At 71.6% G+C, this 25809-nt stretch carries 20 protein-coding genes; 13 read left to right on the forward strand and 7 right to left on the reverse strand.

Annotation, left to right across the window (positions count from 1 at the left end; genetic code table 11):
- Positions 1-30: 30 nt before the first annotated feature.
- From Pla163_RS01910 to Pla163_RS01930, 5 genes are all read right to left on the reverse strand, one after another.
- Positions 31-1083 (reverse strand): lipocalin-like domain-containing protein, encoded by a 1053-nt coding sequence (locus tag Pla163_RS01910; protein ID WP_419186212.1) that lies wholly within the window; start codon positions 1081-1083, stop codon positions 31-33.
- Positions 1084-1150: 67 nt separating this feature from the next.
- The gene (locus Pla163_RS01915; protein ID WP_145182745.1) at positions 1151-3757 is read right to left on the reverse strand and encodes an FtsX-like permease family protein; all 2607 of its coding nucleotides are present in this window, start codon (positions 3755-3757) and stop codon (positions 1151-1153) included.
- Positions 3754-4515 carry an ABC transporter ATP-binding protein gene (locus tag Pla163_RS01920; RefSeq protein ID WP_145182748.1) on the reverse strand — a complete coding sequence of 254 codons (762 nt, stop codon included), beginning with the start codon at positions 4513-4515 and terminating at the stop codon, positions 3754-3756. Before Pla163_RS01920 ends, Pla163_RS01915 begins: the two co-directional genes overlap by 4 nt.
- Positions 4516-4559: 44 nt before the next feature.
- Positions 4560-5306: an SDR family NAD(P)-dependent oxidoreductase gene (locus Pla163_RS01925; protein WP_145182750.1), complete on the reverse strand. Its 747-nt coding sequence runs from the start codon at positions 5304-5306 to the stop codon at positions 4560-4562.
- A gap of 78 nt (positions 5307-5384) precedes the next feature.
- A complete protein-coding gene (locus Pla163_RS01930) occupies positions 5385-7088 on the reverse strand; it encodes a hypothetical protein (protein ID WP_145182752.1) in 1704 nt (567 codons plus the stop codon).
- A gap of 258 nt (positions 7089-7346) precedes the next feature.
- Here Pla163_RS01930 and Pla163_RS01935 point away from each other — a divergent pair, with 258 nt between their 5' ends.
- From Pla163_RS01935 to Pla163_RS01985, 11 genes are all read left to right on the forward strand, one after another.
- Entirely contained in the window at positions 7347-8402 is a 1056-nt protein-coding gene (locus Pla163_RS01935) for an RluA family pseudouridine synthase (RefSeq protein ID WP_145182754.1), read from the forward strand.
- 221 nt (positions 8403-8623) lie between these two features.
- Positions 8624-9100: a lipocalin family protein gene (locus Pla163_RS01940; RefSeq protein WP_145182756.1), complete on the forward strand. Its 477-nt coding sequence runs from the start codon at positions 8624-8626 to the stop codon at positions 9098-9100.
- A 101-nt stretch (positions 9101-9201) separates the two neighbouring features.
- The gene (locus Pla163_RS01945; RefSeq protein WP_145182758.1) at positions 9202-9675 is read left to right on the forward strand and encodes a hypothetical protein; all 474 of its coding nucleotides are present in this window, start codon (positions 9202-9204) and stop codon (positions 9673-9675) included.
- Positions 9676-9728: 53 nt separating this feature from the next.
- Positions 9729-10232, forward strand: coding sequence for a hypothetical protein (locus Pla163_RS01950; protein ID WP_145182760.1), 504 nt, complete (start codon positions 9729-9731; stop codon positions 10230-10232).
- Positions 10233-10546: 314 nt separating this feature from the next.
- Positions 10547-12793 (forward strand): NAD(P)-binding domain-containing protein, encoded by a 2247-nt coding sequence (locus Pla163_RS01955; RefSeq protein WP_145182763.1) that lies wholly within the window; start codon positions 10547-10549, stop codon positions 12791-12793.
- Positions 12790-15204, forward strand: a complete 2415-nt coding sequence (locus Pla163_RS01960; RefSeq protein WP_145182766.1) for a hypothetical protein — start codon at positions 12790-12792, stop codon at positions 15202-15204. The genes Pla163_RS01955 and Pla163_RS01960 overlap by 4 nt, the downstream gene beginning before the upstream one ends.
- Positions 15201-16925, forward strand: a complete 1725-nt coding sequence (locus tag Pla163_RS01965) for a hypothetical protein (RefSeq protein WP_145182768.1) — start codon at positions 15201-15203, stop codon at positions 16923-16925. The genes Pla163_RS01960 and Pla163_RS01965 overlap by 4 nt, the downstream gene beginning before the upstream one ends.
- A gap of 25 nt (positions 16926-16950) precedes the next feature.
- The gene (locus tag Pla163_RS01970) at positions 16951-18900 is read left to right on the forward strand and encodes a hypothetical protein (RefSeq protein ID WP_145182772.1); all 1950 of its coding nucleotides are present in this window, start codon (positions 16951-16953) and stop codon (positions 18898-18900) included.
- 162 nt (positions 18901-19062) lie between these two features.
- Positions 19063-20661, forward strand: a complete 1599-nt coding sequence (locus Pla163_RS01975; protein WP_145182775.1) for a hypothetical protein — start codon at positions 19063-19065, stop codon at positions 20659-20661.
- 44 nt (positions 20662-20705) lie between these two features.
- Entirely contained in the window at positions 20706-21137 is a 432-nt protein-coding gene (locus Pla163_RS01980) for a ferritin-like domain-containing protein (protein WP_145182778.1), read from the forward strand.
- Positions 21134-22045, forward strand: a complete 912-nt coding sequence (locus tag Pla163_RS01985) for a hypothetical protein (protein ID WP_145182781.1) — start codon at positions 21134-21136, stop codon at positions 22043-22045. Before Pla163_RS01980 ends, Pla163_RS01985 begins: the two co-directional genes overlap by 4 nt.
- An 18-nt stretch (positions 22046-22063) precedes the next feature.
- On the opposite strand, the gene Pla163_RS01990 is transcribed toward Pla163_RS01985, so the two are convergent.
- Both Pla163_RS01990 and Pla163_RS01995 read right to left on the reverse strand, forming a co-directional pair.
- Positions 22064-22435: an ArsC/Spx/MgsR family protein gene (locus Pla163_RS01990; protein ID WP_145182783.1), complete on the reverse strand. Its 372-nt coding sequence runs from the start codon at positions 22433-22435 to the stop codon at positions 22064-22066.
- Between the two features lie 87 nt (positions 22436-22522).
- On the reverse strand, positions 22523-24019 hold the full coding sequence (locus Pla163_RS01995) for a hypothetical protein (RefSeq protein ID WP_145182785.1): 1497 nt from the start codon (positions 24017-24019) through the stop codon (positions 22523-22525).
- Between the two features lie 386 nt (positions 24020-24405).
- Here Pla163_RS01995 and Pla163_RS02000 point away from each other — a divergent pair, with 386 nt between their 5' ends.
- The gene (locus Pla163_RS02000; protein ID WP_145182787.1) at positions 24406-25068 is read left to right on the forward strand and encodes an alpha/beta hydrolase; all 663 of its coding nucleotides are present in this window, start codon (positions 24406-24408) and stop codon (positions 25066-25068) included.
- A complete protein-coding gene (locus Pla163_RS18595) occupies positions 25065-25673 on the forward strand; it encodes an acyl-CoA thioesterase (protein WP_419186213.1) in 609 nt (202 codons plus the stop codon). Before Pla163_RS02000 ends, Pla163_RS18595 begins: the two co-directional genes overlap by 4 nt.
- Positions 25674-25809 lie beyond the last annotated feature (136 nt).

Consider the following 25809-nt stretch of genomic DNA (forward strand, 5'->3'; position numbering starts at 1 on the left):
CCGTGTGCAAGGCTCGGTCCCGGGTTCGAACTACAGCCGCCCGCCCATCGAGCCGGCGTACCCCGTCAGTTCGCCGTAGCCCGTGCCCGCGATCGGTGCACCTCGCGAACGCCCGGTGATCCGCACGGGACCCTCCCAGTAGCTCACGTCGGTGGACGCGCCCGTGACCAGCTCGCAGTTCGCGACGAACGGTTCGACGTCCAGTTCGAGGGCCTCGTCCAGGATGCTCACGCTCCAGCGGTTCGGATAGGTCGCGCCGGAGACGGGGCTCGTCCAGGCGCCGCTCGACGTCAGTTCGAACTCGTCGCGCGTGAGCGGTCGCGCATCTCCGTCCTGGTCCACCAGGGTCGCGGCCGAAGCCGGGTCGATCGAACCGTCGTCGCGCCGCAGGACGAAGCACATCAGATCGCGACCGTCGTCCAGGTGCAGCCCGAACCAGTCCCAACCGACGACGCCCTCGCCGAGGACGCTCGAGCCGAACTCCTGGTCGAACCAGGCCGTGCCGTCCAGCTCGATGCTGGCGCCGTCGAGGCTCACGGTTCCGTCCAGCGCGAGTCGTGTGAACGAGGCGTAGGCGCTCGCGTTCGTGACCTCGAGGCCCTTTCGCGACCAGCCGTTCTCGCCGTGCAGAACGCGCGGCTTGGTCGGAGCGAGCTCGAGATCGACCGCGATGCCCTCCACTCGATCACCGGCCGTGATGTGCAGGACATCGTCCTCGGTGCGGTGGATGCGCCAGTCGAGCAGTCGCACGTCGAGGTCCTCGAGGCTGGCGGTCGCCAGGGGCGTGCCGCCGCGTTGCAGCCGTTCCGAGTGTCGCAGCCGTCCCGCGGCCACGTCGGTGATCGCGAAGTGTCCGGCGTAGGCCTGACGGAGCGCGATATCGGACGGCGTCTCGACTCCGGTCAACGGGGTGAGCCCGACGCGGAAGATCGTGAACTGCACGCCGAAACGCCGTCCGTCGGGCGCCTCGCCCTGGCCCGTGACGTACCACCACTCGGTGCGGTACTCGGGGTGCGCGCCGTGATCGCGCGGATAGGTGAGTTCGAGCTCGCGCGGAACGCTCGGCCAGCCGTCGTCGGTCACGGTCCCGGGCGATGAGGCCGCACAGCACAGAGCGACGACGGCCCAGGCGCGTCGCACGACGTTCGCATCAACCCACTTCACGGAGCACCTCGCGCGGGGGACGGAGCAGCGCGCCGAGCGCCGGAGGAAGACCGGCCAGGACGCACGCGGGAAGGACGGCGGCGACGGTGACGAGCACCGGCTTCCAGGGCGGCAGGAACGCGAGGCTCCAGCCGTGCGACTGCACGTTGACGACGGTCACGAGGATCCAGCCGACGGCGACGCCGAGCACCGTGCCGGCCGCGGCGCCGACGAGTCCGAGGACCAGCGCTTCGCCGAGAACGAGCGTCGCCACCTGGCTGCGCGCGGCACCGATCACGCGCACGACGGCCAGATCGAAGCGCCGCTCGCGCACCAGCGCACCGAGGACCGTGACGACGGCGAGGGCCGCGGCGATCGACGCGAGGACCTGCAGCGCGATCGTCACCGCGAACGTGCGATCGAAGATGCCGAGTACGCGGTCGAACAGCTCGCGGCGCACGAAGACGTCGACCCAGGCGTCGTTCCCGAGCGCCGCGAGGAAACGCGTGCGGTCGGCCTCGATGTCCGCGTCCGGCGGCAGGTGGATCGAGACGGTGCGCGAGAGGCCGCCGTCGTGCAGCTCGAGCCAACGTGCTTCGTCGACCAGGACGCGCCCCTCCTGACCCGCGTACTCGCGCACGACGGCGACGACCGGCGCGCGCAGGAGGCCGCCCGCCGTCTCGAGTTCGATCGTCGAGTCGACCCAGACGTCGAAGCGGCGCGCGAAGGGTTCGTTGACCAGGACGCCGCCCACGGCGAGCGCGCGCTCGAACGCCGCGGCCGCCGGTCCGCCCGCGAGCAGCGGCGTGTCCCCGTGCCGGGTGTGGACGACGAACGGCGACCCGCCCAGGAGGACTCGCTCGCCCGCGTAGCGCGCGTCGGCCTGCCGGTACGACGAGACGTTGTTCGCGCCGAACAGCTCGGTCGCGGTGGCCACGACGTTCTCGTCCAACGTCTCGCCCGCGCCGGAACTGACGAACAGGTCGGCGGTCATCGCTTCGTCCGTCCACTCGACGACCGTCAGTCGGAACGAGCCGACCATCGTCGCCATCGCCACGGCCAGTCCGACCGCGATCGCGACCGCGCCCGCCGCCCAGGCCGCGCGCCCGCGACTCGATGCGAGTGCCGCCTGCGCGAGTCGCAGGGCCACGCCGCGCGGCCCACGGCCCACGCGCGCACGCGCCACGAGGTCGACGAGCGACGGCGTGCACGCCACCGACGCCGCCAGCAACAACAGGCACGCGGTCAGCGCCCAGACGGGCTTGCGTCCGATCGGCGGCAGCTGGAGCAACCCGATCGCGACCAGCACGAGTCCACCGACGGCGCCCCAGCAGGCGAGGTGTCCGCGCGGGCCCATGCGCGACGGTCGTTCGGCGCGCAGGCCCTGCACGGGCGGTACGCCGATCGCTTCGCGCAGCGGCAACAGAGCTGCGAACAGTGCCGCGCCGACGCCGAGCACGACGCCGAACGGCAGCCACCACGTCTGGAACGTCGCGCTCGAGCCCAACGCGTCGGGCGCGATCGAGTAGGCCGCTCCCTGGACGCCGACCACGGCAGCGCGCGCCCCGAACGCTCCGAAGACCACGCCGAGCACGCCGCCGGCGAGTCCGATGATCGCCGCTTCGCCGAGGACGCCGGCCGCCAGTTGGGCGCGCGACGCACCGAGCGAGCGCATCAGGGCCAAGCGGTCGCGGCGTTGGACCACGCTGGTCGCGAGGGTCGTCGCCACCAGCGCGATGCCGACCAACATCGACACGCCCGACAGCGCCGTGAGGTTGAAGCGCAGCGACGAGACGAGGCGTTCGCCCTCGGCGCGGCGCGCGGACGGGGCGTCGGCCCACAGACGCGCGCGGGCATCGTCCACGGCGAGCAACGAGTCCACGCGTTCGCGCAGCGCCGCGATCGTCGCGCCGTCCATCGGCTGCGGCCCGCGCGGGACGAGTTCGACGCGGTCGAAGCGCTCGCCGCGGCCGAACAGCTCGCGCGCCGTCCCGGTGTCGACCACGACCGTTCGCGCCCACGGGCTCGCGAGGCGTCCGGGATCGAAGACGGCGACGATCGGCAGCGCGGTCGGGCCACCGGTCGCGAGCAGCGACAGCGCATCGCCGCGCTCGAGGCCCAGTTCGTCGGCGAGGGGCCGCGGCACGAACACGCCCCGCTCGAACAGCAGCGTGCGCAGATCGCCGTCCGCTCCGTCGCCCTCGAAGACGTCGGTGAGTTCGGTCGCGCCACCGGTCTTTTCCGCGCGCAGGCGCCGGTCGGAGACGAGGTCGAGGCCGAGGACACGCAGGCGCACACCGGCTTCGGCGCTCGGGTCCTGCGTGCTCGGCGCGACGCGGGCGGTGTCCTCGACCACCGGCGCCAGATCGACCGTGTCCGCGACCGCCGCCAGCGCCACCAGTCGGTCGAACGGCACGCCGCCGGGTCCGCGCACCTCGAGCACCGCCGGCCCGGCCAGTTCCTCGACGTCGCGCGCGAGGCTGGCCACGGCTGCGTCGCTGCCCGCGACCGTCGCGATCACCGCCGCGACACCGACCGCCACGCCGAGCACGCTCGCGAAGAGGCGTCCGGGTCGCGCGACGATCGGGCGCAGTCGCAGGAGCGCGTGGTTCATCGCGCGGACCGCCGGTGCGTCGGCTCCGCGTCCGCACTGGTTCGACCGTCCACGATGCGTCCGTCGACGATGCGTACCGTGCGATCCGCGCGCGCGGCCACCGCGTCGTCGTGGGTCGCCATCAACAGCGCGGCGCCCTCGGTGCGGCGCAGCTCGTCGAGCACGTCGAGCACCAGCGCGCCCGAGGCCGAGTCGAGGTTGCCGGTGGGCTCGTCCGCGACGACCAGGCGCGGGCGGTGGACGAGCGCGCGCGCCACGGCCACGCGCTGTTCCTCGCCGCCGGACAACTCGCCCGGGTGGTGGTTCAGTCGCGCACCGAGTCCGACGCGCTCGAGCAGTTCGCGCGCGCGCCCCGGATCGCCGCGTTCGCCCGCCAGAGCCAGCGGCAGCTCGACGTTCTCGAGCGCCGTCAGATTCGGGACCAGGTGGAAGGCCTGGAAGACGACGCCCACGGCCGTGCGGCGCAGGTGCACGAGTTCGCGTTCGGTCGCCGCCGCGAGGTCCACGCCGCACAGGATCGCGCGGCCGCCGGTGGGGGGCGGGTCGGGTCGATCGACGCCCGACGCGATGTTCAGGAGCGTCGACTTGCCGCACCCCGACGGACCGACGATCGCGACCCACTCGCCGGGCCGCACGACGAGGTCGATGCCGTCGAGGGCCGCGACCGGCGCCTCGCCCCGGCGGTACGTGCGGCGCGCGCGTTCGAGGCGCAGGACGTCGCCGCCAGCGTGCGGTGCCTTGGGATCGGTGGTGGTCACGGCGGTTCCTGCTCGCGCTGTCCGTCGACGCGTGCCGGCGCGGTTCAGCGGGGGCGCACCGTACCCAGTCCGCCGTCGACGCCGAGCACCTGACCGGTGACCCAGTCGTTCGCGGGGTCCAGCAACCACTGGATCGCGCGGGCCACGTCGTCGGGTCGGCCCAGGCGTCCGAGCGCGTGCATGGCCGTCGACGCCTTCGCCGAGGCCTCGTTCTCGAGGATCGGAGCGGCCAGCGGAGTGTCCACGAGGCCCGGCGCGACCGTGTTGACGCGGATCCCGCGCGGGGCGTAGCTGGCCGCCGCCGACAGGGTCAGGCCCATGACGCCGCCCTTCGCGGCCGCGATGGCGTCGTGGTTCGCGAGGCCGGTGCGCGCCGCGGCGGTGCTGAGCAGCACGATCGATCCACCCGTGCGCAGCATCGCGTTGGCGCCGGCGCGCACGCAGTTGAATGCGGTCGTGAGGTTCTGGGCCAGTGTCTCCTGGAACTCCTCGGGGCTCGTGCGGTGGGCCGGCTTCAGCAGGATCGAGCCGGCCAGGTTGACCAGACCGTCGAGGCGGCCGAACTCCTTCGCGGCCGCGGCCACCGCGCTGTCCACGGCCGCGGGGTCCGTGGCGTCGAGCACCACCGATCGCGCGCCGAGCTGCGCCGCGAGCCTTTCCAGCGGTTCGGCGCGTCGGCCGGCCAGGACGAGCTGTGCGCCGGATTCGGCCAGCGCGAGGCACAGGGCGGAACCGATGCCGCCGGCGGCGCCGACGACGAAGTGGACGGGGTGGTCGTTGGGCTGGGTCACGGTCGGAGCTTCGGGTCGCCGCTCCTCGCGGATGCGGCCCAGGACCCGGGGCTCCGCAGCCCGCTCACCGCAGCCCGCTCACCGCAGTCCGCGCAGGTGCCACTGGTTGCGCCAACGCTCGAAGTTCGGACCGGCCGGCGGGCCGAAGACGACCGGCGCGGTGGCGTCGTGGTCGGCGAGCCACTGGTCGTTGCCCGGCAGGTCGCGCGCCAGTCCGAGCGCCAGTGCGGCACCGTGGTAGAAGCCGTCGGCGTTCGACGACAGCCGTTGACCGTCGACCCCGACGCGGTACCAGGGTCGGCCGCTGCCCGGCTCGCGACAGGTCTCGCAGATGAAGTGCACGAGATCGTCGAGCAGGTGCGGACCGGTCGTGATGCCGACCTGTTCGGCGCACCACAGGCCCCAGGCGAGAACCGTCTCCTGGTACGGCTGGGTCACCGGCACGATCGGCACGTCCCCGATCGGGACTCCGGTCGCCATGGACACGTACTGCGGCGCGTAGTCGGTCGCTTCCTTGTTCGTGGTCCACGCGCAGAGGCCGCCGAACGCCGACTGATCGCGCTCGCACGTCGCGACGAAGCGGCGCAACCACAGGCGCGCGTCCTGGTCGTCGTTGGTGAGGACGCTGGTCGCCTGCAGCACCGCGTTCCAGCCGAGTCCGCGGTTCAGGTCGCCGGGATGGACGTCGAGCGCGTTCGGCGCGACGAGGCGCGCGGCGGCGGCCATCCTCGCGACCATCCGGCGCGAGCTCGGGCAGTCGAAACGTTGTGCGAGGTAGGCGTCCGGGCCGAACCAACGCGGACCGTGTTGCAGATCGATGGTGCCTTTGAGCGCCGCGAGGTTCTGCGCGATCCAGACCTCGTCGAAGCCGAACGACGCGGAAACGTAGTTCGAGATCATGTACTCGCTCGGCCCGATCAGGAACTGGAAGCCGACCGGGGCGTCGGCCGGGCGCAGGGGCTCGCCGTCGAACGTCAGGTAGCAGCGCTGCGGGCGGCGGTGGATCTCCCACGACCAGCGCTTCATCATCCGATACACGTCGAGCCGGTCCATCCACGCGAACTCCGCACCGAAGTCGAAGCGGATCGAGGCTCCGCCCGCCGCGGCGCCGTAGTCGTAGTCGACGTAGGCGGCCTCGAGGAACGGCAGGCCGTCGGTGCGGAACGTGATGTTCGACGCGTCGGCGGGATCGGCCGGGAGCAGCGGCAAGTTCTCGACGAAGCCGGGTCCGTCGCCGAGCCACGGCAGGTGCTCGAGCTGGTAGGCCAGCTGCGGACCGGGGCTGCCGTCCGCCAGCAGCAGTTCGTGCGGCACGAGCGCCAGAGGAAGCTCGAGCAGCATGCCCTGGAAGAGATCGCCGCCCAGGTCGACGCGGTACGAACCCGCGGCGAGCGACTCGACGTGGATCCAGTCGAAGCGCGGAACGAGCGCCATGTCGACCGGCACGTCGAGTTGGAGCCAGCGATCGAAGACGTGCGGCGAGCGCGGCCCGTGCATCTCGCCGTTCGTGACCGTCAGGTCCAGTTCGAGCCACGCCTGCCCCGCGCGACGCGTGACCGCGTGGTGGAGGTAGGGGCCGTCGGGGACCGTCGCCGAGGCGCTGCTCAGCCGCTCGGCCCCACTGGCCGTCGACGGCGCCGCGTGGGCCACGAGTTGCCTCACGTCGGGCCGCAGCGTCCCGTCGAAACCACCGATGTGCGCCTCGATCTCGAAACCGTTCGCCGAGCGGAGGACGAGCGTCAGGAAGACGAAGATGTCGTGGAAGATGGCGGTCAGGGTCATGTGCGGAAGTGGCGCGGCGGTCAAGGCCGAAGAGATCCGAGGCGTGCTCGTCGTTGTCGGGCGGGCCAGCGAGTGGCGCGCCGAACGGCGGTCGGGGGGCGCGAGAGGGTACGAAGTTGCAAGGCCGTTCTCGCGCGGCAACTGGTGCGCGGGCCCACCTGCAGCGGCGAGTGACGAACGCTCGCGTGGCGCGGGAACAGGCGGCACGTGCGCACCGAAGGTCCCGACCGGCTACCCTCGATCGCCCGACTTCCCGCCATGCGCCTCTTCCCCAAGAACCGCGACCTGTCCGTGCCCCCGGACCGGGTCGAGCTGACCGTTCGCGCCAGCGATCTGCAGCAACCCTTGGAAGAGGTGCACGTCCGGCTCGACGCGTTCCTCCAGCACTTCATCCACTGGCGTTCGCGCACCTCGATCCAGCAGTTGATCAAGGACGGCTTCGTGCGCGTGGCGGCGGCCGAACCCGGTGAACGGCTGGCGCGCGCGGAACTCGCCACCGAGACGCGCCCCGGTCGGCGGCTGCTGCACGGCTCGCGCGTCGAGGTCGAGATTCCCGAGCCGCTGCGGATCCAGCGCGCCACCTCGGCCGCCAGCGAGCTCGTGATCCTCTACCAGGACGCGCAGATCCTGATGGTCGACAAGCCGCCGATGCTGCCCGTCCACCCGTCGGGGCGCCACCTGGCCGACACGCTGATCCAGCGCATCCACGCGGCCTTCGACCAGACCGAGGAGCGGCGCGAGTACCGCATCAAGCTCTGTCACCGACTCGACCGCGAGACGAGCGGCATCGTCGTGTGCGCGCGCGACCCGGAGAGTCACGCGAAGATCATGTCGCAGTTCGAGCGGCGCGACGTGGAGAAGGAGTACCACGCGATCGTGCGCGGCGTGCCGGTGCGCGACGAGGGCGTGATCGACCTACCGCTCGGGCCGGATCGCCACAGCGAGGTGAAGCTGAAGATGTCGCCCGTGCCCGAGGGGCTCGCCAGCAAGACGTCGTGGCGCGTCCTCGAGCGGCACGCGGACTGCGCGCTGGTCTCGTGCAAACCGCTGACCGGACGTCAGCACCAGATCCGCGTGCACATGGACGCGATCGGTCACTCGCTGGTGGGGGACAAGCTGTACGGGCTCGACGAACAGCTCTTCCTGCGCGCGTCGAACGGCGAGCTGACGGCGGCCGACGAGCTCGCGCTGGGCCTGCCGCGCCACGCGCTCCACAACCACTGGATCGCTGTCACCAACCCGGTCACGGGCGAGCGCGTCGAGGTGCGCTCGCCGATCCCCGAGGACATGCGCCAGTACCTCGACGCGCGCTGAAGCGGGTCGAATCCGGCCGCAGGGCCCGTTCCCGGGCCGGCTTCGCCCTGGCGCTGTCGACAGCAGGACGGAGCGCCAGCTATCGTGTTCGCGCCAGATCGCAGCGATCCCCGCCGCGGCCCTGGATCGGTTCGGAGCAGCCCGCTCCGCCCGTCAACCCCCTCACCCGTCGCCGCGCCTTCGAACCTGCCGCGCCCGACCCGACTTCGGCTCCAACGATGATGAACGCTCTTCGCACCCTCGCCCTGCCCGCGCTCGCCGCCACCGCGCTCCTCGTCGGATGCTCGTCCGAACCCGCCGTCGATCCGGCCGTGGGCACCTGGCAACTCGACGGAACGGCGACCTTGGAAGCCAGCAAGGCCTCGATGTTCGCCGACATGAGCGAAGAGGAGCAGGCCGCCGCCTCCGGGATGATGGCCAAGCTCTTCAGCTCGATGAACGCGACCATGACCTTCGCCGCGGACGGAACGGTCGAGGGCGTCATGGACTCGCCGATGGGCGACGCCAGCCAGAAGACGTCGGGCACCTGGACCAACGACGCCGGCGTCCTGACCCTGGTCACGACCGACGAGGGTGCCGACGAGGCCACCACCGTCACGGGCAATCTCGAGGGCGACCGCTTCAGCGTCGTGATGCCGGCCGACAACGGTCCGGAGATGACGATGGTCTTCGCCCGTCAGGCCGCCGAAGCCAAGTGACGGCCGGCGTGCGGACCGCGGCGCCATGTGGCGACCGCGGCCGTGCGCTGCGACGCACCGACGCCGTGAACCGTCCGTTCAGCTCCGAACCCATCGAATCCATGAAGTCCGCTCTCTTCCTGCCCCTCGCCCTCGTCGCGACGCTCGCGAGCTGTGGCTCGACTCCCGACGCCCCCGACCCGTTGATCGGCACGTGGGACTTCGACGGCGCCGCGACCTACGCGATCAACGCCGACGCGCTGCTGGCCGACATGCAGGTCCCCGCCGAGCAGCTCGAGCAGGTCGCCGCGATGATGGCGTCGATGTTCGAGCAGTCCACGGGTTCGCTGACGATCGCGCCCGACGGCACGCTGACGGGGAACCGCACCATGCCCGATCCGTTCGGTGGCGACCCGATCTCCGAGGAGATGACCGGATCCTGGAGCCGCGGCGAGAACGGAGCCGTCGGCACGACCCAGAGCGTCGGTTCGGACGTGGTCGAGCAGCTGGGTTTCGTCGTGATGGGCGACACCCTGCACATGTCGACGGACACGGAAACGAGCATCACGGCCGTGGTCTTCAACCGCCGCCCGTGATGGGCACGGCGATCGAGAGCGTGCGCGTTGGCCGGCGAACCGGGACGCGATCCGTGACGCGCGCCGCGGCCGCAGCCATCGGGGCGGCCGTGGCGTCGGTCGCCCTGGTCGGCTGCGGTGGAGTGGATCCGCCCGACCCGGTGGGGCGCTTCGAGTTCGACGCGCAGGCCTCGATCGATGCCAGCAAGTCGTTGCTGGTGGAGCGCCTCGGTGGTCAGGGGGCGGGCGTCGTCGAGATGGCCCTCGGCCAGTTGAGCGGCGCGTTGCGGGCGTCGGAGATGCACTTCGAGCTGGCCGCCGACGGGACGCTGACCGGACACCGGCGCCAGTTGAACCCGGTCAACAGCGTGTACCTCGACCGCGAGGAGAACGGCAGCTGGCTGCGGATCGAGGGCGGCGAGACCGAGGCGACCGTCGCGCTCGAACTCTCCATCGTCGACGCCCAGGACCCCGAGTTCGTCGAGACGCGGGCGGCCGTGGTCGACGAGGCCGGCCTGCGGGTGACGACGCCGATGGGCGCGGGCCCCGTGACGTTCGTCTACTTGCGCGTGGATTGATCGGTACGGCGTCAGGCACGCAGGTGCCACCTGCCGCGCCGAGACGCTGCGATTCGCAGCGTCTCGGCGCGGCAGGTGGCACCTGCGTGCCTGACGCCGTACCGATCAATCCAGATCCTGGAAAGGTGTCCAGAGTCTGGACCGGGATCTGAACGGTTCGTCATCCCGGTCGCGCTCGGACAGACCCGACACTGTGCGTGACGCGTGCTGGAACCCGGATTGCCGGGGGAGCAGTGCGAATCGGACCAGCCGATGCTGCCTCTGGCACGGCAGGTGCCTGGGCGTCATCACCCGCGCGCGCGCGGACACCTTCGATGGCCTGGATCCTGCTCACTCTCGTGCTCGTGGCGTGCATCGTCGCTCTGGTCGTCGCCGTGCGCCGCCGCGAGGTCGAGCACGCCCGCACGACCATCGCCGAACGCCGCGAGGCCGCCGCGACCGGCAGTGCCCAGGCGCGGCTGCAGTACCCGGTCATCGACCTCTCGCGCTGCATCGGCTGCGGCTCGTGCGTCGCGGCCTGCCCCGAGGAAGGCGTGCTCGGCATGCTCCACGGTCAGGCGGTCGTGCTGCACGGGTCGCGCTGCGTCGGCCACGCCCGCTGCGCCGAGGAGTGTCCGGTCGGCGCCGTCGCCGTCACGCTCGGGGACCTGACCGAGCGGCGCGACATCCCGGCCCTCGCGTCCGACTTCGAGTCGCCGCACGTCCCGGGGCTGTTCCTGGCGGGGGAGGTGACGGGCCACGCCCTGGTACGCACGGCGATCGCGCACGGAACGGCGGTCGCGGCCACCGTGGCGGCGCGCGTCCAGCAGCGCCCGACGACCGACACGTCGCTCGATCTGTGCATCGTCGGTGCGGGGCCGGCGGGTCTCGCCTGTTCGCTCGAGGCCAAGCGCCGCGGCCTGCGCTTCGTCACGCTCGAACGCGAAGGCGTCGGCGGCGCGGTGTCCCAGTACCCGCGCCGCAAGCTCGTGATGACCCAGCCGGTCGACCTCCCGCTCCACGGCCGACTCACGCGCTCGAGCTACTCGAAGGAAGAGCTGATGGAGCTGTGGGAGGGCATCGCCGAGCGCGAGGAGCTCCCGATCGTCTCGGGTCGTCACTTCGACCGCGTCGAACAGCGCGGCGACGGAACCCTGCGGGTGCTCGCGCGCGTCGGACCGAGCTTGGACGCGCCGATCGAGACCTACGACGCGCGCCACGTCTGTCTCGCTCTCGGTCGGCGCGGCACCCCGCGCAAGCTCGACGTGCCCGGCGAGGACCTGCCGAAGGTCGCCTACTCGCTGCTCGACGCGCAGTCCTACGTGGACCGGCGCATCCTCGTCGTCGGCGGTGGTGACAGCGCGGTGGAGGCTGCGCTCGGACTTGCCGAGCAGTCCGGCAACCGCGTGACGCTCTCCTACCGTCGCAACGCGTTCGCGCGGATCAAGTCGCGCAACGCTCGCCGCATCGCCGCGGCGCTGGAGGAGGACGCGCTCGAGGTGCTGTTCGAGAGTCAGGTGGAGACCGTCGCCGACGGACAGGTCGAGCTGACCCTGCGCGAGGGAGGCGTGCCGCGTCGTCTGATCCTCCAGAACGACGAGGTCTTCGTGTTCGCCGGTGGCACGCCGCCCTTCGAACAGCTCGAGCGCTCCGGCGTCTCGTTCGACCACAGCGACCGCCCGCCGGACGAGCCGTTGGTCGAGCAGGGAGCGGGTCTCGTTCCGGGCCTCGCCGCCGCGACGCTGCTCGGCCTCGTGGTACTCGCCTGGGCACTGCTGCAGCAGGACTACTACGGTGCGGAAGCGGCCCGCCGCGTCGCACTCGACCAGCACGGCTGGCTGCGTCCGGCGGCGGGGCTCGGGCTGTGGCTCGGTATCGCCGCAGCGCTCCTGATCCTCACGAACCTCGCCTACCTCGTCCGTCGTTCACCGCGCCTCCCGATCCGCTTCGGAACGCTGCGCGGTTGGATGACGTCGCACCTGGTCACCGGCCTGATGGCGTTCCTGCTGACCGTGCTGCACGCCGGTTTCGCGCCGCGTCACACGGTCGGCGGCCACGCGCTGTGGGCGCTCGCGATCCTGGTGACGACGGGAGCGATCGGCCGCTACTTCTACGCCTTCGTGCCGCGCGCGGCGAACGGTCGCGAGCTGGCGATCGACGAGGCGCGCACCGAGCTCGCGCGGCTGACGGCGACCTGGGAGGGCGACCACCGCGCCTTCGCCGAGCGCGCGCGGGCCACGGTCGACGCCCTCGTCGACGCGGAGGCCTGGCGCGGTTCGTTCCTGCGCCGCGTGCGTTCGCTCGTCGCGTCGCAGTTCGGTCTGGGCAAGGTGCTGGCCAGGATCGCGCTCGACGGTCGAGCCGAAGGCATTCCCGCCGGTGAACTGCGCGAGCTGCTGCAGCTTGCGCGCCGCGCCCACCGCACGGCGCTGATGGTCGCGCACTACGAGGACCTGCGCGCCCTGCTCGCGACCTGGCGCTACCTGCACCGCTGGGTCGCGCTGTTGATGGTCCTGCTCGTCGTCGCGCACATCGTGACAGCGCTCGAGTACGCGGACCTGGGCTTCGGAGGTGCGCCGTGAAGGTCGCCGATCCGCGGGTGCTGCTCTCGATCGCGTCGCTGGCGTTGGTCGTGATGCTGGTCGTCATCGACCTCGGGCGCACCAGTCCCGGTCCGCTGTCGTCGACGCACGCCGCGGTGGCCGAACTCGTCGGGCAGGACGGGTGCGTCCAGTGCCACGGTTCGGGCGGCGTGACGCTGGTCCAGGCCTGCTTGAGCTGCCACACCGCGATCGAGGAACAGCTGGCGGACGGACACGGCTTCCACGGCGCGCTCGACGCCGAGATCGCCCGCGCGTGTGCGTCGTGCCACGTCGAGCACCACGGCGACGACGTGCCGCTGTCGGGGGCCATGGCCTTCGCGCGCGCGGGCGTCCCGGAGATCGACGGTTTCGACCACGGGCACACGCAGTTCGGTCTGGAGGGAGCGCACGACGAACTGCGCTGCGCCGAGTGCCACGCGAACGCGGACGCCGTCACCTTGAAGAAGGGCGAGCCGCGCTTCCTCGGCGCCGAGCAGGCCTGCGCGACCTGTCACGAGGATCCGCACGAGGGCACCTACTCCGAGTCCTGCGCGACCTGTCACGGGCAGGAGCATCCGTTCGCCGCGGTCGCGAGCTTCGCCCACGGCGACGCGTTCCCGCTCGTCGGTGCGCACGGCCGGCCGGGTTGCAGCGACTGCCACCCGCTCGAGGGCGTCCACTCGATCGCGACGCTCGCGAACCTGGGGCGCCCGGAGACCGAGCGCGCCTGCTCGGACTGCCACGAGAACCCGCACACGAGCGACTTCGTGGCCACGACGGCGGCGCTCGCTTCGCTGCGCGTCGAGAACGCCTGCGTGCTGTGCCACGACGCGGTGCACGACAGCTTCACGGTCGGTGCCACCATCGACGAGCCCCAGCACGCGGCGACCGGGTTCGCGCTCGACGCGCCGCACGCGGGACTCGACTGCGCGGCCTGCCACCAGGACGCCGCGGTGGCGACGTTCGCCGAGCGCTTCCCGGGACGGTCGCGATCGGACTGCGCGAGCTGTCACGAGGACCCGCACGTCGGGCAGTTCGACCCGGGCGGACCGAGCGCCTTCGCCGGCGCGTCCTGCGTCGACTGCCACACCCTCGACGCCTTCCATCCGCACGCGTTCGACACCGAACAGCACGGTTCGACCACGTTCCCGCTGACCGGCGCGCACGTCGCGGCCGACTGCGCCGGGTGCCACGTGCCCGAGCATCCGGAGCTGCTCGACGAGTCGACGCTGGGCGCCGTGAACTTCGCGAGCGCCGAATCGACCTGCGCCGCCTGCCACGCCGACGCGCACGAGGGCGGGCTCGCGTTCCTCGAGAACGCCGGCGGCTGCGCCGAGTGCCACACGACCACGGCGTTCGACGACGTCGATCGCGAGACGTTCGACCACGGGCGCGCGCACTTCGCGTTGACCGGCGCGCACGCAGCGCTCGACTGCGCGAAGTGCCACACCGAAGCCAGCGAGCCCGACGCGTTCGGCCGCACGTTCGGGCGCGTGGCCGAGGCGCCGCAGGGCCACGCGGCCTGCAGTGGCTGCCACGACGACGTGCACGCCGGGCGCTTCGAGGAGGTCGCCGCTCTGCTCGACGCCTACGACCGCAGCGACGTGCCGGCGATCGAACGACCGGTGCTCGACGGCGCGCTGGCAGCGATCGACCACCACGCGGACGGCCGCATCGGCTGCGCGCGCTGTCACGGGACCGACGACTTCGCCGCCGTGGATCGCAAGGTGTTCGAGCACGGCGCCTGGACGGGCTTCGCCCTCGACGGCGCGCACGACGCGATCAGCTGCGAGAGCTGCCACGGACCCGGCGCCGCCACCGGTCGTCGCTTCGGGTTCGCGCACGAACGCTGGTCGGGGCCGCTCGACGCCTGCGCCACCTGCCACACGGATCCGCACCTGGGCGCGTTCGACCGCACCGGACCCGCCGACGTGGACGGACGCGTCGGCTGTGCGCGCTGTCACACGACGTCCGGCTTCGTCGGCGGAGTGCGCGAGCGCTTCGACCACGACCGCTGGACCGAGTTCGCGCTGACGGACTCGCACGCGGCGGCCGACTGCGCGGCCTGCCACACGTTGCCGCGCGCCGACGCGACCGGGATGCACCTGGGGCTGGCGCAGGGCACCAGCTGTGCCGACTGCCACACGGACCCGCACCTCGGGCAGTTCGACGTGAACGGACGCACGGACTGCGCGAGCTGCCACGCCGCGCCGACGACGTTCGCGGACCTTCGGTTCGATCACGACGTGGACACGCGCTTCCCGCTCGACGCCCAGCACGCCGCGCTCGACTGCGCCGCGTGCCACCGCGCGAATCCGTTGCCGGGTGGCGGCGAAGTGGTGCGCTACAAGCCGCTCGGCACCGCCTGTGTCGACTGCCACGGCCTCGGCTTCGAGGAGGAGCAGCGGTGATCGGCGCCGCGACTCTTCTGGCGCTCGCGTTCTGTTGCACGCCGTTCGCCGCGCTGCCGCTGGTGCCCTCGGACGCCGAGCCCGCGGAGAGTGCCGAGCAGGAGGACGTGGAACTGGGCGTCGTCGTCACCGGCGTCGCGGGCGACAGCGTGTTCGTCGATGTCGGGCGCGACGGCGGCCTCGAGCCGGGGGACCGCGTGCAGTTCGAGCCCGCCGGCCGCCCCGTGGTGATCGGCGAAGTGCGGTCCGTGTCGAGCACGAGCGCGCGCGTCGAACTGGTCTCGGGCGGCAACGAGCTCGACGTCGGGGACGGCGGCGTGGTGCGCGTTCCGCTCGCGCGCCTGCAGGCGCTGGTCGCCGAGGACGCGCCGACCGATCCGACCGATGCCGCCGAAGGGACCGACGTTCCCGAGCACCCGCCGTGGACGCTGACGATGGACGAGTGGGGCAACGATCTGCCGCTGCTCGCGCCGCCCCGGGCCGCCACGCCGTCCGAGCGCGAGATCCGCACGCGCGGCCGCTACTTCCTGCAGGCCGACCGCACCTGGGATCGCGAGGGCGGCAGGACCACCAGCACGTTCACGCGCGGCGGACTCGATGCGTCGTGGGAGAACCTCTTCGGCGAGGGCGGGATGCTCGAACTGGACGCCGAGATCGTCATGCGCCGCTTCGAGACCGAGCTCGACTCGGACGACGAGACCCAACTGCGTCTGCAGCGCTTCAGCTACGCCGTCGGTGGCGACCGCCAGCGCCCGACGCGCGTCCAGGTCGGTCGCTTCCTGCAGCGCGGCTTCGTCGAGTTCGGCCTGCTCGACGGCATCGAGGTCGCGCGGCGCGGCGGCAGCGGCGACGGCCACACCTGGACGCTCGGCGGGTCGCTCGGCCTCTTGCCCGAACCGTCTTTCGACCTGAACACGGGCCGCGACGCCCAGATCGCCCTCTTCGCTCGCCGCGACAGCACGCAGCGCACGGGGCTGAGCTACGGCGTCGGCTACCAGAAGTCCTTCCACGACGCGGCCGCCGATCGCGACCTGCTCGCGTTCGACGCCGACTGGCGACCGACCGAGCACCACAGTGTCCACGCGTCGGCGCTGGTCGACTGGTACACGTCCGGAGAGCGCGCACTCGACGCCGGACCGGACCTGACCGAGCTGCACGTCTTCGGCACGTGGCGCCCGGACACGCGCAGCGGCGTGAGCCTGAGCCTCGACCGCACGCGCCCGCCGGACATCGACCGCGCGGCGTTCGCCGCCATTCCGCCGGACCTCTTGCGCGAACAGCTCTTCGAGCGCGTCGGTCTGCGTGGCTGGCACCGACTGACGGACGACCTGCGGATCACGGCGCGCGTCGACGCCTGGCGCAACCAGGACGACGACGGCGGCGGCGCCGAGCTGCGCCTGAACCAGCGCGACCTGTTCTGGAAGAGCCTCGAGGGCTCGGCCACGGTCTTCGCGAACGACGGTACGTTCACGTCCATCCGCGGTCTGCGGCTCGGCCTGGACCAGACCTCGTCGATCGGGCGCTTCAACCTCGCCTGGGAGCTCGTCTCGAGCGAACAGGACGGGGTCGTGCTCGGAAACACCGAACAGGTCGAACAGACCCTGCGCGCCGGATGGGACCACTCGTTCGGGCGAACTTCCACGTCGCTGTACGCCGAACACTTCTTCGGTGATGGCCGCGACGCCACTTCGGCCGGCTTCTACCTCCAGTGGAGGCTCTGATCGCGAAGACGGTCGAGAGGACACGATGAACGACGACACTCGAAAGAAGACGCCCGCGGGAGTCCGTGGCCGACTGCCGCTCCTGGCCGCCCTGCTGTTCGGCCTCACGGCCTGCGCGTTGAGCGCGGTCGACGTGAAGGTGCAGGACTGGTGGGCCGCACGTGGACCGGTCGTGCCGCACGACTCGTTCCCCGCCGACTGCACGCTGTGCCACACGGGGACCGACTGGAACACGATCCGCGAGGACTTCGAGTTCGACCACGAGGCCGAGACCGGCGTCGCGCTGATCGGTGCCCACGCGCGCGCCGAGTGCATCCGCTGTCACAACGACCGTGGGCCGGTCGAGATCTTCGCCGCGCGCGGGTGTGCCGGCTGTCACGAGAACGTGCACCGCGGGCAACTCGGTGACCGCTGCATCGACTGCCACACCGAACAGGACTGGCGACCGCGCGAGAGCATCGCGGAACACGCGCGGACCGGCTTCCCGCTCATTGGCGCGCACGCGGGCGTGAGCTGCTGGCAGTGCCACGCGGGAGCGGAAGAGGGGATCTTCTCGGGGGTGTCGACCGACTGTGCGTCGTGCCACGCCGCCGACGCTCTGGCCGCGACCTCGGTCGACCACCTCGCGCAGGGCTGGACGTCCAGCTGCGACGACTGCCACGCTCCGATCGCTTGGACTCGGTCGGGGTTCAAGCACACGGGTTTCGCGCTCGCCGGGGCGCACGCCGCGGCCGACTGCTCGAGCTGTCACGTCGGCGCCGTCTTCGCGGGGACGCCGTCCGACTGCGCGGCGTGCCACCTGGCCGAGTACCAGGCGACGACCGAGCCGGCCCACGCGGCGGCCGGTTTCCCGCAGGACTGCCAGGCGTGCCACGACGCGAACGACTGGGACGGCGCGAGTTTCTCGCACACGTCGTTCGCGCTGAACGGGGCGCACGCGGCGGCCGACTGTTCGCAGTGCCACGTCGGCGGTGTGTTCGCCGGGACGCCGAGCGACTGCGCCGGGTGCCACCTGGGTGAGTTCCAGGCGACGACCGAACCGGCGCACGCGGCGGCCGGCTTCTCGCAGGACTGCCAGACGTGCCACGACGTGAACGGTTGGGGCGGCGCGACCTTCGCTCACACGGCGTTCGCATTGACCGGAGCGCACACCATGGCGGACTGCTCGCAGTGCCACATCGGTGGTGTCTTCGCCGGAACGCCGAACGACTGCGCGGGGTGTCACCTGGCCGAGTTCCAGGCGACGACCGATCCGAACCACGTGACGGCCGGATTCCCGCAGAGCTGTGACGCGTGTCACCAGACCTTCGCCTGGGAGCGGGCGTCGTTCGACCACACGTCCTTCCCGCTGACCGGGTCGCACGCGGGCGCGGACTGTGCGCAGTGTCACATCGGTGGCGTCTTCGCCGGAACGCCGACGGACTGCGCGTCGTGTCACCAGGCGGACTACCTGGGCACGACCGATCCGAACCACGTGGCGGCGGGATTCCCGCAGAGCTGTGATTCGTGCCACACCACGAACGGTTGGGGCGGCGCGCAGTTCGACCACTCGAGCTATCCGCTGACCGGGTCGCACGTGGCGGCGGACTGCACCCAGTGTCACGTGGGTGGAGTGTTCGCCGGAACGCCGAGCAATTGTTCGGCCTGTCACCTCGGCGAGTACAACGCGACGACCCAGCCGAACCACTCGAACCTCGGCTTCCCGACTTCGTGCGACGCGTGTCACACGACCTTCATGTGGGAGGGGGCGACCTTCGACCACTCGTTCCCGATCGAGACGGGCAAGCACAAGAACCTGGACTGCGCCGACTGCCACACGACGCCGATGCAGTTCTCGACCTTCTCGTGCACGCACTGCCACGAGCACCGTCAGAGCGAGATGGACGACGAGCACGACGACGAGGACGTGCAGGGCTACGTCTGGTCGTCGCCCGCGTGCTACTCGTGCCACCCGGACGGGAAGGCCGACGACTGAGTCGGGGCGTACGTGTCGGTACGGCGTCAGGCACGCAGGTGCCACCTGCCGCCGATGTCGCTGCGATTCGCAGCGACTCGGCGCGGCAGGTGGCACCTGCGTGCCTGACGCCGTACCGACACGTACGACACGGCACCGACCCTCGGGCGCTAGACTCCCCGGGTGGACCGCGACCGCCGACCCTCCCGCACCGACCTCCTCGCCGCCGGTGGGCTCGGACTCGTGGCCACGTGCGTGGCGCTCCTCCTGCGGCAGTCGAGCTACTTCGGCGACGGGCGCGACATCGCGACCCTCGTCGAGAACGGGCAGGTGGGCTACCACCACCTCCTCTACTTCCCGTTGGCGCGCGCGGCGGCGTTCGTCGTCAGCCCCTTCGCCGAGCGACCGAGCGAAGCGGGGCCGCTGTTCCTCGCCGCGGTGGCCTACGGCGTGGCGGTGGGGACGACCTGGCTGACGCTCGCGCGCGTCGGTCTACCCCGGCCGTTCGTGGCGGTGGGCACCGCGCTGCTCGCGACCCTGCCGGTGGCTGTCTTCCACGCCACGTGCATCGAGGTGCACGGCCTCCAGCTCGCGGTGGCCGCCCTCGCGGTGCATTGGATTGGTCGGTACGGCGTCAGGCACGAAAGTGCCACCTGCCGCGCCAAGTCGCTGCGATCCGCAGCGACTTCGGCGGCAGGTGGCACTTTCGTGCCTGACGCCGTACCGACCAACCCACCTCGCGCGCCCAGCGCCCTCACCGCCGCCCTCCTGTGGATCGGCCTCACCGGCGCGCACCTCTCGGGCGGTCCGTGGGCTCCGGTGCTCGCCGTCGTCGCCTGTCGCAGCGAGGGCCGCTGGGCCCGTCCGCGCCACGTCGTCCCGGCCGTGTTCGTGCTCGCCGCCGCCGCCTGGGCCTGGTTCGAGACCAACGGCCGCGGTTCGACCGGCCAAGGTTTCGTGCGCGCGGCGTCCGAGTCCGTGCTGCACCTCACGGCCGACGGGTCGTACTTCGTGTCCCAGTACCTGTGGCCGTTCGGCGCCGTCACCGGGCTCGCGCTCGCGATCGGCCTGGTGCGCCTCGTGCGCCTGCGCGGCCGACTGCCGCTCGTCGAAGCCGCGTGTCTCGCGCTGCTCGTCCTCTTCGCGCCCTTCGCCTGGTCGCTGCACCTCGACGAGCAGGGCGGCTACTTCATCGCGCTGGCGCCGGTCGCGGTGCTTCTCGTGACGACGACGGCGGCGCGCGTGTCCGCAGCCGTGGCCAGCGACTCGAACCCGCGGGCCGCGCTCGCGCCGCGCTCGTTCCTGTGGCTGCTCGTGGCGCTCCAGCTGGCCTGGTCGCGCGACCGCCTCGTGGATTGGAACGAGCGCTTCGCGGGTCACGAGTGGGTCGTGCCCTTGGCGGCCGACCTGGGCGAGGACGGCTGGGTGCTGACGCGCACCTATCCCGAGGCGCGCACGGTCTTCTACCACTCGCGCCTCGACGCGATGCCGTTCGACCAGGGCGGGCCGATCCGCGTCAGCTGGGAGGACGTGCGCCCGTTCGCCATGGGACTCGTGGACCAGGTCAGCGCGGGCGGCGGGCGCGGCGCGATCCTCGACTCGCTGCTCGAGAGCGGACAACCGGTCCACCAGGCGCTCGTCGCCGAACTCACCGAACGCTTCGGCGAGCCGGTCCCGGGCCGCGCGCGCGGCTACCTGCTGTTCCCCGCACCGTCGGGCGGACCCGAGCCGAGCGCACCGTCCACCGGGAACGAGTCGACCAACACGCTGCCGCGTGATTAGCGGGTTCGACGTGCAGCGGCGCGCTCGATGCCCATAATGCGCGCATGAAGGTCGAAAACCCCGAAGCCGTCGAAGCGCTCAAACGCGTCTTCGAGCTCGAACTCGCAGGCGTCGTCCGTTTCACGCACTACGCCCTGATGGCGCGCGGCCCGTACCGCCTGCCGATCGTCGAGTTCTTCAACGCGCAAGCCACCGAGAGCCTCACCCACGCCCAGCGCGCCGGCGAGATCATGACCGGCCTCGGCGGGCACCCGAACATGCGGATCGCGCCCGTGGAAGAGACCGGTCAGCACGGCATCCACGACATCCTCGAGGAGAGCTACGCCCACGAGCGCCGAGCGATCGACGCCTACCGCGCGCTGCTCGAGATCGTCGAGGGCAAGAACCTCTTCCTCGAGGAGTACGCGCGCGGCATGGTCGCGACCGAGGAGGAGCACGTGATGGAGCTGGCCAAGATGGTGCGCGACTTCGAGTGAAGCGCGCGTCCGTCCTGTTCGCCGGGTCGGTCCTGCTCACGGCGTGCCGCTCGGTCGAGGCGGACTCCGGTTCGGCGCCGCCGGAGTTCGTGAGCGTGGAGCTCCTGTTGTGGGAGTACGTCGTGCCGGACGGTGGCGAGTTCGAGCTCATGAGGATGCACGGCGACTACACCGACTTCGAGTGGACCGTTCAGGGCGCGCTCGATGCCGATGGGCGCGCTCGATTCGCCGAGCTCATGGCGCAGGTCGAAGGCCGCTGGAGCGATCAGGTCGAAGTGCGCGACGCGCCCAGGTTCTTGGAGGGCGATCCTCGTCTCTTCCGCGCCACCGATACGGGCGGAGTCGTGCGCGACGTGCAGCTGCGTTTCGGAGTTCTCGTGGACGGTGATGGTGACGGTGACGGCGACGTGCGCGCGGCGACGCCCAGCGCCGAGGAGCGGACGGTCCTGCGCGAGCTGTTCGGCTGCGAGACGACCCAGGTCGTCGATCTGCCGAACCTGCCCGAGACCATCCCGTACGTCGGCGTGTGGTCCAGGCCAATCCGACGCGGTGACGAGTGGGTGGATGACGATCCCGACCTGATACCGGACGCGATCGAAGGCCCGTACCGCGGGAACTCGTTCGTCGGTCTCGTCGAGGATCCGCGGGCGCTCGCCGAACTGAGAGAACGATTGGAGTCGACGCGTGGGCAGTGGTACGTGGGTGAGTTGCGCACGGGCTTCCCGCCGGGCCGACTCGTGATGCCGACTGGCGCAGCCTCGGGCGCTACCGCGTTCCACGTGAGCCTCTGGTGGCCGATGGATCTCGATCGAGACTCTGGGGTCGCACTGGCGACGGTCGACCATCTGGCCGAACTGTCCGGCGCCGACGCGGCCTACTTCCGCGACCTGATCACGGATCTCCAGTAGCGCGAGCTGAGAGCGATCTCAGCCCCCGAGTAGCTCGAGCGCCGCCTCGGTCGGGCGACCGATCGCGGCCTTCGTCTTCGCGATCAGCACCGGGCGCTCGAGCAGCTTCGGGTGCTTCGCGACCGCGTCGAGCACGGCCTTCTGGGTCGATTCCGCACTCAAACCGGCCGCCGCGTACTCGGCCTCCTTGCGCCGGATCATCGCGTGCGCATCGAGTCCGAGCAGCCTCTTCAAGCCGTCGAGCTCGCGGCGCGACAGGGGCTCGTCGAGGTAGCGCCGCTCGTCGTAGTCGGTGCCGCGCGCGTCGAGTTCCGCCTTCAGTTGGCGGCTCTTCGAGCACTTGGGGTTGTGCAACAGGACGAAGGCGTTGGGGCGGGGCGTGAGGCTCATGGTCTCGGTTCGGCGGGTGGGTTCGACACGGGGGAGCGGGCAGTTCGATGCTCTGGACGGTGCACGGGCGCAGGTTCGCGCTCGACTTCAGGGTTCGATCGCGTCCGGCTCGACGTCCGCGCGCGCGGGCTGCTGCCAGGGCAGGCGGCGCGTCGCGCGGTCGATGGCGGCGTCCAACGCGAAGACGACCACTGCGGCAGCGAGGCCGAGCAGCGGCGTGGTGATCAGCTTCTCGGCCGCGACCGAGAACACGACGAGCCCCATGCCCGCGGCGAACAGCGGCCCGCCGAGCGCATCGACGCGCACGGCCTCATCGGTCGGCAGCGTCAGCGGCAAGCCGTCCACCGACGCTCGGTAGAGCAGCCGCAGCGCCAGCAGTCCGACGGCCGCGGCGGGCAGGGCGAGGCGCGCGGCGAACTCGCCGTCGACGAGGCTCCACGCGATCAGCGCCAACACGAGCTGCAGCGGCAACAGGTAGCGCACCGCGATCGCCTTGAGCGCTCCGCCGTGCAGCGCGCGCTCGTCGATCGGCGCCGTGTCGAGGATCCAACGCGCGCGCGGCGACGCGGTGGCCGGCAGGTGCGACAGGATCACCGGCAGGTAGATGCCGGGCGTGAACAGGATCAACGCGACCAGGCTGTCCTTCTCGGCGCCCTTCTCCATCCCGAACGCGACCCACAGGAACGCGAGCGGGATGCCGAGCAGCGGGTACGTGCGCAGCGCCACTTCGCGCTCGCGCGGGAAGGCCGCGGTCACGAAGTCGAAGCCGGCCAGCTCGCGTGGGCCGACCCACAGTCGGCGCGCGAGGCGCGTGATCGGCGTGAGGACCAGCTCGAGCGCCGAACGTCCGCTGGTGGAGGCGGGCGTGGTCGGGCGCGGCAGGAACGCGAACGCGGCGGCGGCGAGCGCGATCGCCGCGAGCGGGATCCACAGGCGCGCGAGGTCGAGCCCGCCGCTAGCGAACGGCGCGGCGAACCACGCGGCGGGATAGGCGCGCCACGGGCCGGCCGACGCGTAGCCCGCGATGTCGCCGAGCTGGACCCACATGGGCAGGCTGACGAGCGCGCCGAGCAGGACGGCCGCGACGAGCACCGCTTCGAGCGCGACGAGCAGACTCGGCACGCGCGCCAGCAGTCCCTGCAGCGCGAGCAGCGTCGCGGCCGCCGTCTGCACCGCGGCGATCCCGCACAGGAGGAACAGCGCGCGCCCGACGAGCGTGGCCTCCGGCAGGAACAGCGCGGCGGGCAGCAGGGTCGCGAGCGCGAGTCCCGACACGGCGAGCAGCACGCCGCCGGCCTTCGCGAGGCGTCGCTCGATCGCGCGCGCGGGCAGGGCGTCGAGCCAGTCCGAGGCTTCGTCGGCGCGCAGCAGGAAACCCAGCTCGCCGACGAGCGGCACGGCGACGAGCGCGGCCGACAGCGAGAACGCGAACAGTCCGTAGGCGAAGGGGCCGACGCGCTCGCCGATCAGCGCGCACAGGACCAGCGCGACCAGGCCGTGCACGGCGGCCGTCATGATCGGCAGGCCGATGGAGCGCCACACACCGAGGTGCGCGCGCAGGAGGGCGAGGGTGCGGGTGAGCATCGGAGCGGTCCGGCGGTCGAGGGGGATCGAGCGGCGAGCCGCGCGGCGGTGTGTGAAGGCGTGGCGCACAGCCGCCCACACTCGGTCGCGCCCGTCGCGGGTCGTCCGTCGCACGGTGCCCGCGCTGCCCCGATCCGCGCCCCACGATAGAGGCCGAGGCGACGAGGAAGAAGGGCGACGGGGCAGCGCGGGCCGGGCCGGGGTGACTGGTATCGTGCGCGCTCGCTCCCGGGCCGTGGCGGATCGCTGTGCGACGAGTGCGACATCCGCTCGCCACCGGAGTTCGCTGCCGCGCGAGCGAGCGACCGCTCTGTGCGACCAGTTTCGACACCGGCCGGCGCGCTTCGAGCCCCAGCACCCGCGCCGCGACCCGACCGCCATACGACGTGCCCGTCACCTTCACCATCCCCGGCCCCAGCGGCCCGCTCGAAGCGATCGAGCATCCCGCGCTCGACGCCGACGGCAACGAGCTCGCCCGCCCGCGCGCCGTGTCCGTCGTCTGCCACCCGCACCCGGCGCACGGCGGCACGATGCACTCGACCGTGGCGTTCAAGACGGCGCGCGGACTCCAGCGCGCCGGCGTCGCCTGCCTGCGCATCAACTTCCGCGGCGTCGGCGGGTCGGCGGGGACGTACGACGGCGAGGGCGGCGAGGAGGAGGACGCGTCGGCGGCGCTCGACTGGCTGCAGGCGAAGTACCCGGGCGCGCCGGTCTGGGCCGCGGGGTTCAGCTTCGGCTCGCGCACGGTCTTTGGCCTGTCCAAGCGCGACGGCCGCATCGAGCGTTTGGTCCTGGTCGGTTTCCCCCTGCGCGCCTTCGACCTGCCGAACGTGGACCGGATCCGTCAGCCCACGTTCTTCATCTGGGGCGAGCACGACGAGTTCGGGACCCTGTCCGACCTGCGCGCGGCCTATCCCGTGCTGCCCGAGCACTTCACCTTCCACGTGGTGGCCGGCGACGACCACTTCTTCAAGCCCAACACGCGCGAGCTCGAGCACGAGGTCTGGCGTTGGGCGACCGCACAGCTCGAAGGAGCCCCCCAGCGATGACCGGCAGCAAGAAGAAGGCGAAGGTGACCCGTGCGAGTGGGGCGGTGAAAGGGGCAGTGTCGAAGGAGGCTTCAGGCGCGAAGAATGCGTCCAAGCAAGCGCTGTCCAAGAAGGCCGTTTCGAAGAAGTCGCCCACGAAGCGGGCCGCCGCGACCGAGTCGGACGCGGAGCGCGACGAACGCATCCGCGCCGCCGCCACCTGTGACCTGCGTCCGCCGAACATCGCGCCGGCGATCCGTCAGGTGATGATGCCGCGCGACACGAACGCGAACGGCACCATCTTCGGCGGTGTGATCCTCGCCCAGATCGACCTCGCGGCCGCGATCGAGGCGCACCGCTGGCACGGCGGTCGCCTGGTCACGGTCGCCATGAACTCGATCGTGTTCAAGGAGCCGGTCCATGTGGGCGACCTGGTTTCGTTCTACACGAGCACGATCAAGAAGGGCCGCACGTCGGTCCGCGTGCGCGTGGATGTCTGGAGCCAGCGCCGCTTCGGCAGCAAGGCCTACATCCCGGTGACGGCTGCCGAGGTGACGATGGTGGCGATCGATGAGGACGGGAAGCCGACCCCGATCGAGAGCAGCGAGGCGGCGCCGTTGTACTGAGGGCCTGTAGGTGTCGTACGAGGCCGCGGCATTCAGCTTGGGAAGGCTAATTGGCGGCGCGGCAGGAACTAGTTGTTTCGACGCGGGTTGCAGGTACTGAGGGTGGTCGCTGGGTGTTGCAGGTAGCGGCGAACTT

It is taken from the genome of Rohdeia mirabilis (assembly GCA_007750655.1).
Taxonomy (GTDB): domain Bacteria; phylum Planctomycetota; class UBA1135; order UBA1135.

What these genes read in the sequence shown, in the direction of transcription:
- Pla163_RS01935 (WP_145182754.1), top strand. Translation starts at nt 7,347, where the DNA reads ATGCGCCTCTTCCCCAAGAACCGCGACCTGTCCGTGCCCCCGGACCGG.
- Pla163_RS01945 (WP_145182758.1), top strand. Translation starts at nt 9,202, where the DNA reads ATGAAGTCCGCTCTCTTCCTGCCCCTCGCCCTCGTCGCGACGCTCGCG.
- Pla163_RS01980 (WP_145182778.1), top strand. Translation starts at nt 20,706, where the DNA reads ATGAAGGTCGAAAACCCCGAAGCCGTCGAAGCGCTCAAACGCGTCTTC.
- Pla163_RS18595 (WP_419186213.1), top strand. Translation starts at nt 25,065, where the DNA reads ATGACCGGCAGCAAGAAGAAGGCGAAGGTGACCCGTGCGAGTGGGGCG.
- Pla163_RS01970 (WP_145182772.1), top strand. Translation starts at nt 16,951, where the DNA reads ATGAACGACGACACTCGAAAGAAGACGCCCGCGGGAGTCCGTGGCCGA.
- Pla163_RS01915 (WP_145182745.1), bottom strand. Translation starts at nt 3,757, where the DNA reads ATGAACCACGCGCTCCTGCGACTGCGCCCGATCGTCGCGCGACCCGGA.
- Pla163_RS01940 (WP_145182756.1), top strand. Translation starts at nt 8,624, where the DNA reads ATGAACGCTCTTCGCACCCTCGCCCTGCCCGCGCTCGCCGCCACCGCG.
- Pla163_RS01955 (WP_145182763.1), top strand. Translation starts at nt 10,547, where the DNA reads ATGGCCTGGATCCTGCTCACTCTCGTGCTCGTGGCGTGCATCGTCGCT.
- Pla163_RS01990 (WP_145182783.1), bottom strand. Translation starts at nt 22,435, where the DNA reads ATGAGCCTCACGCCCCGCCCCAACGCCTTCGTCCTGTTGCACAACCCC.
- Pla163_RS01930 (WP_145182752.1), bottom strand. Translation starts at nt 7,088, where the DNA reads ATGACCCTGACCGCCATCTTCCACGACATCTTCGTCTTCCTGACGCTC.
- Pla163_RS01995 (WP_145182785.1), bottom strand. Translation starts at nt 24,019, where the DNA reads ATGCTCACCCGCACCCTCGCCCTCCTGCGCGCGCACCTCGGTGTGTGG.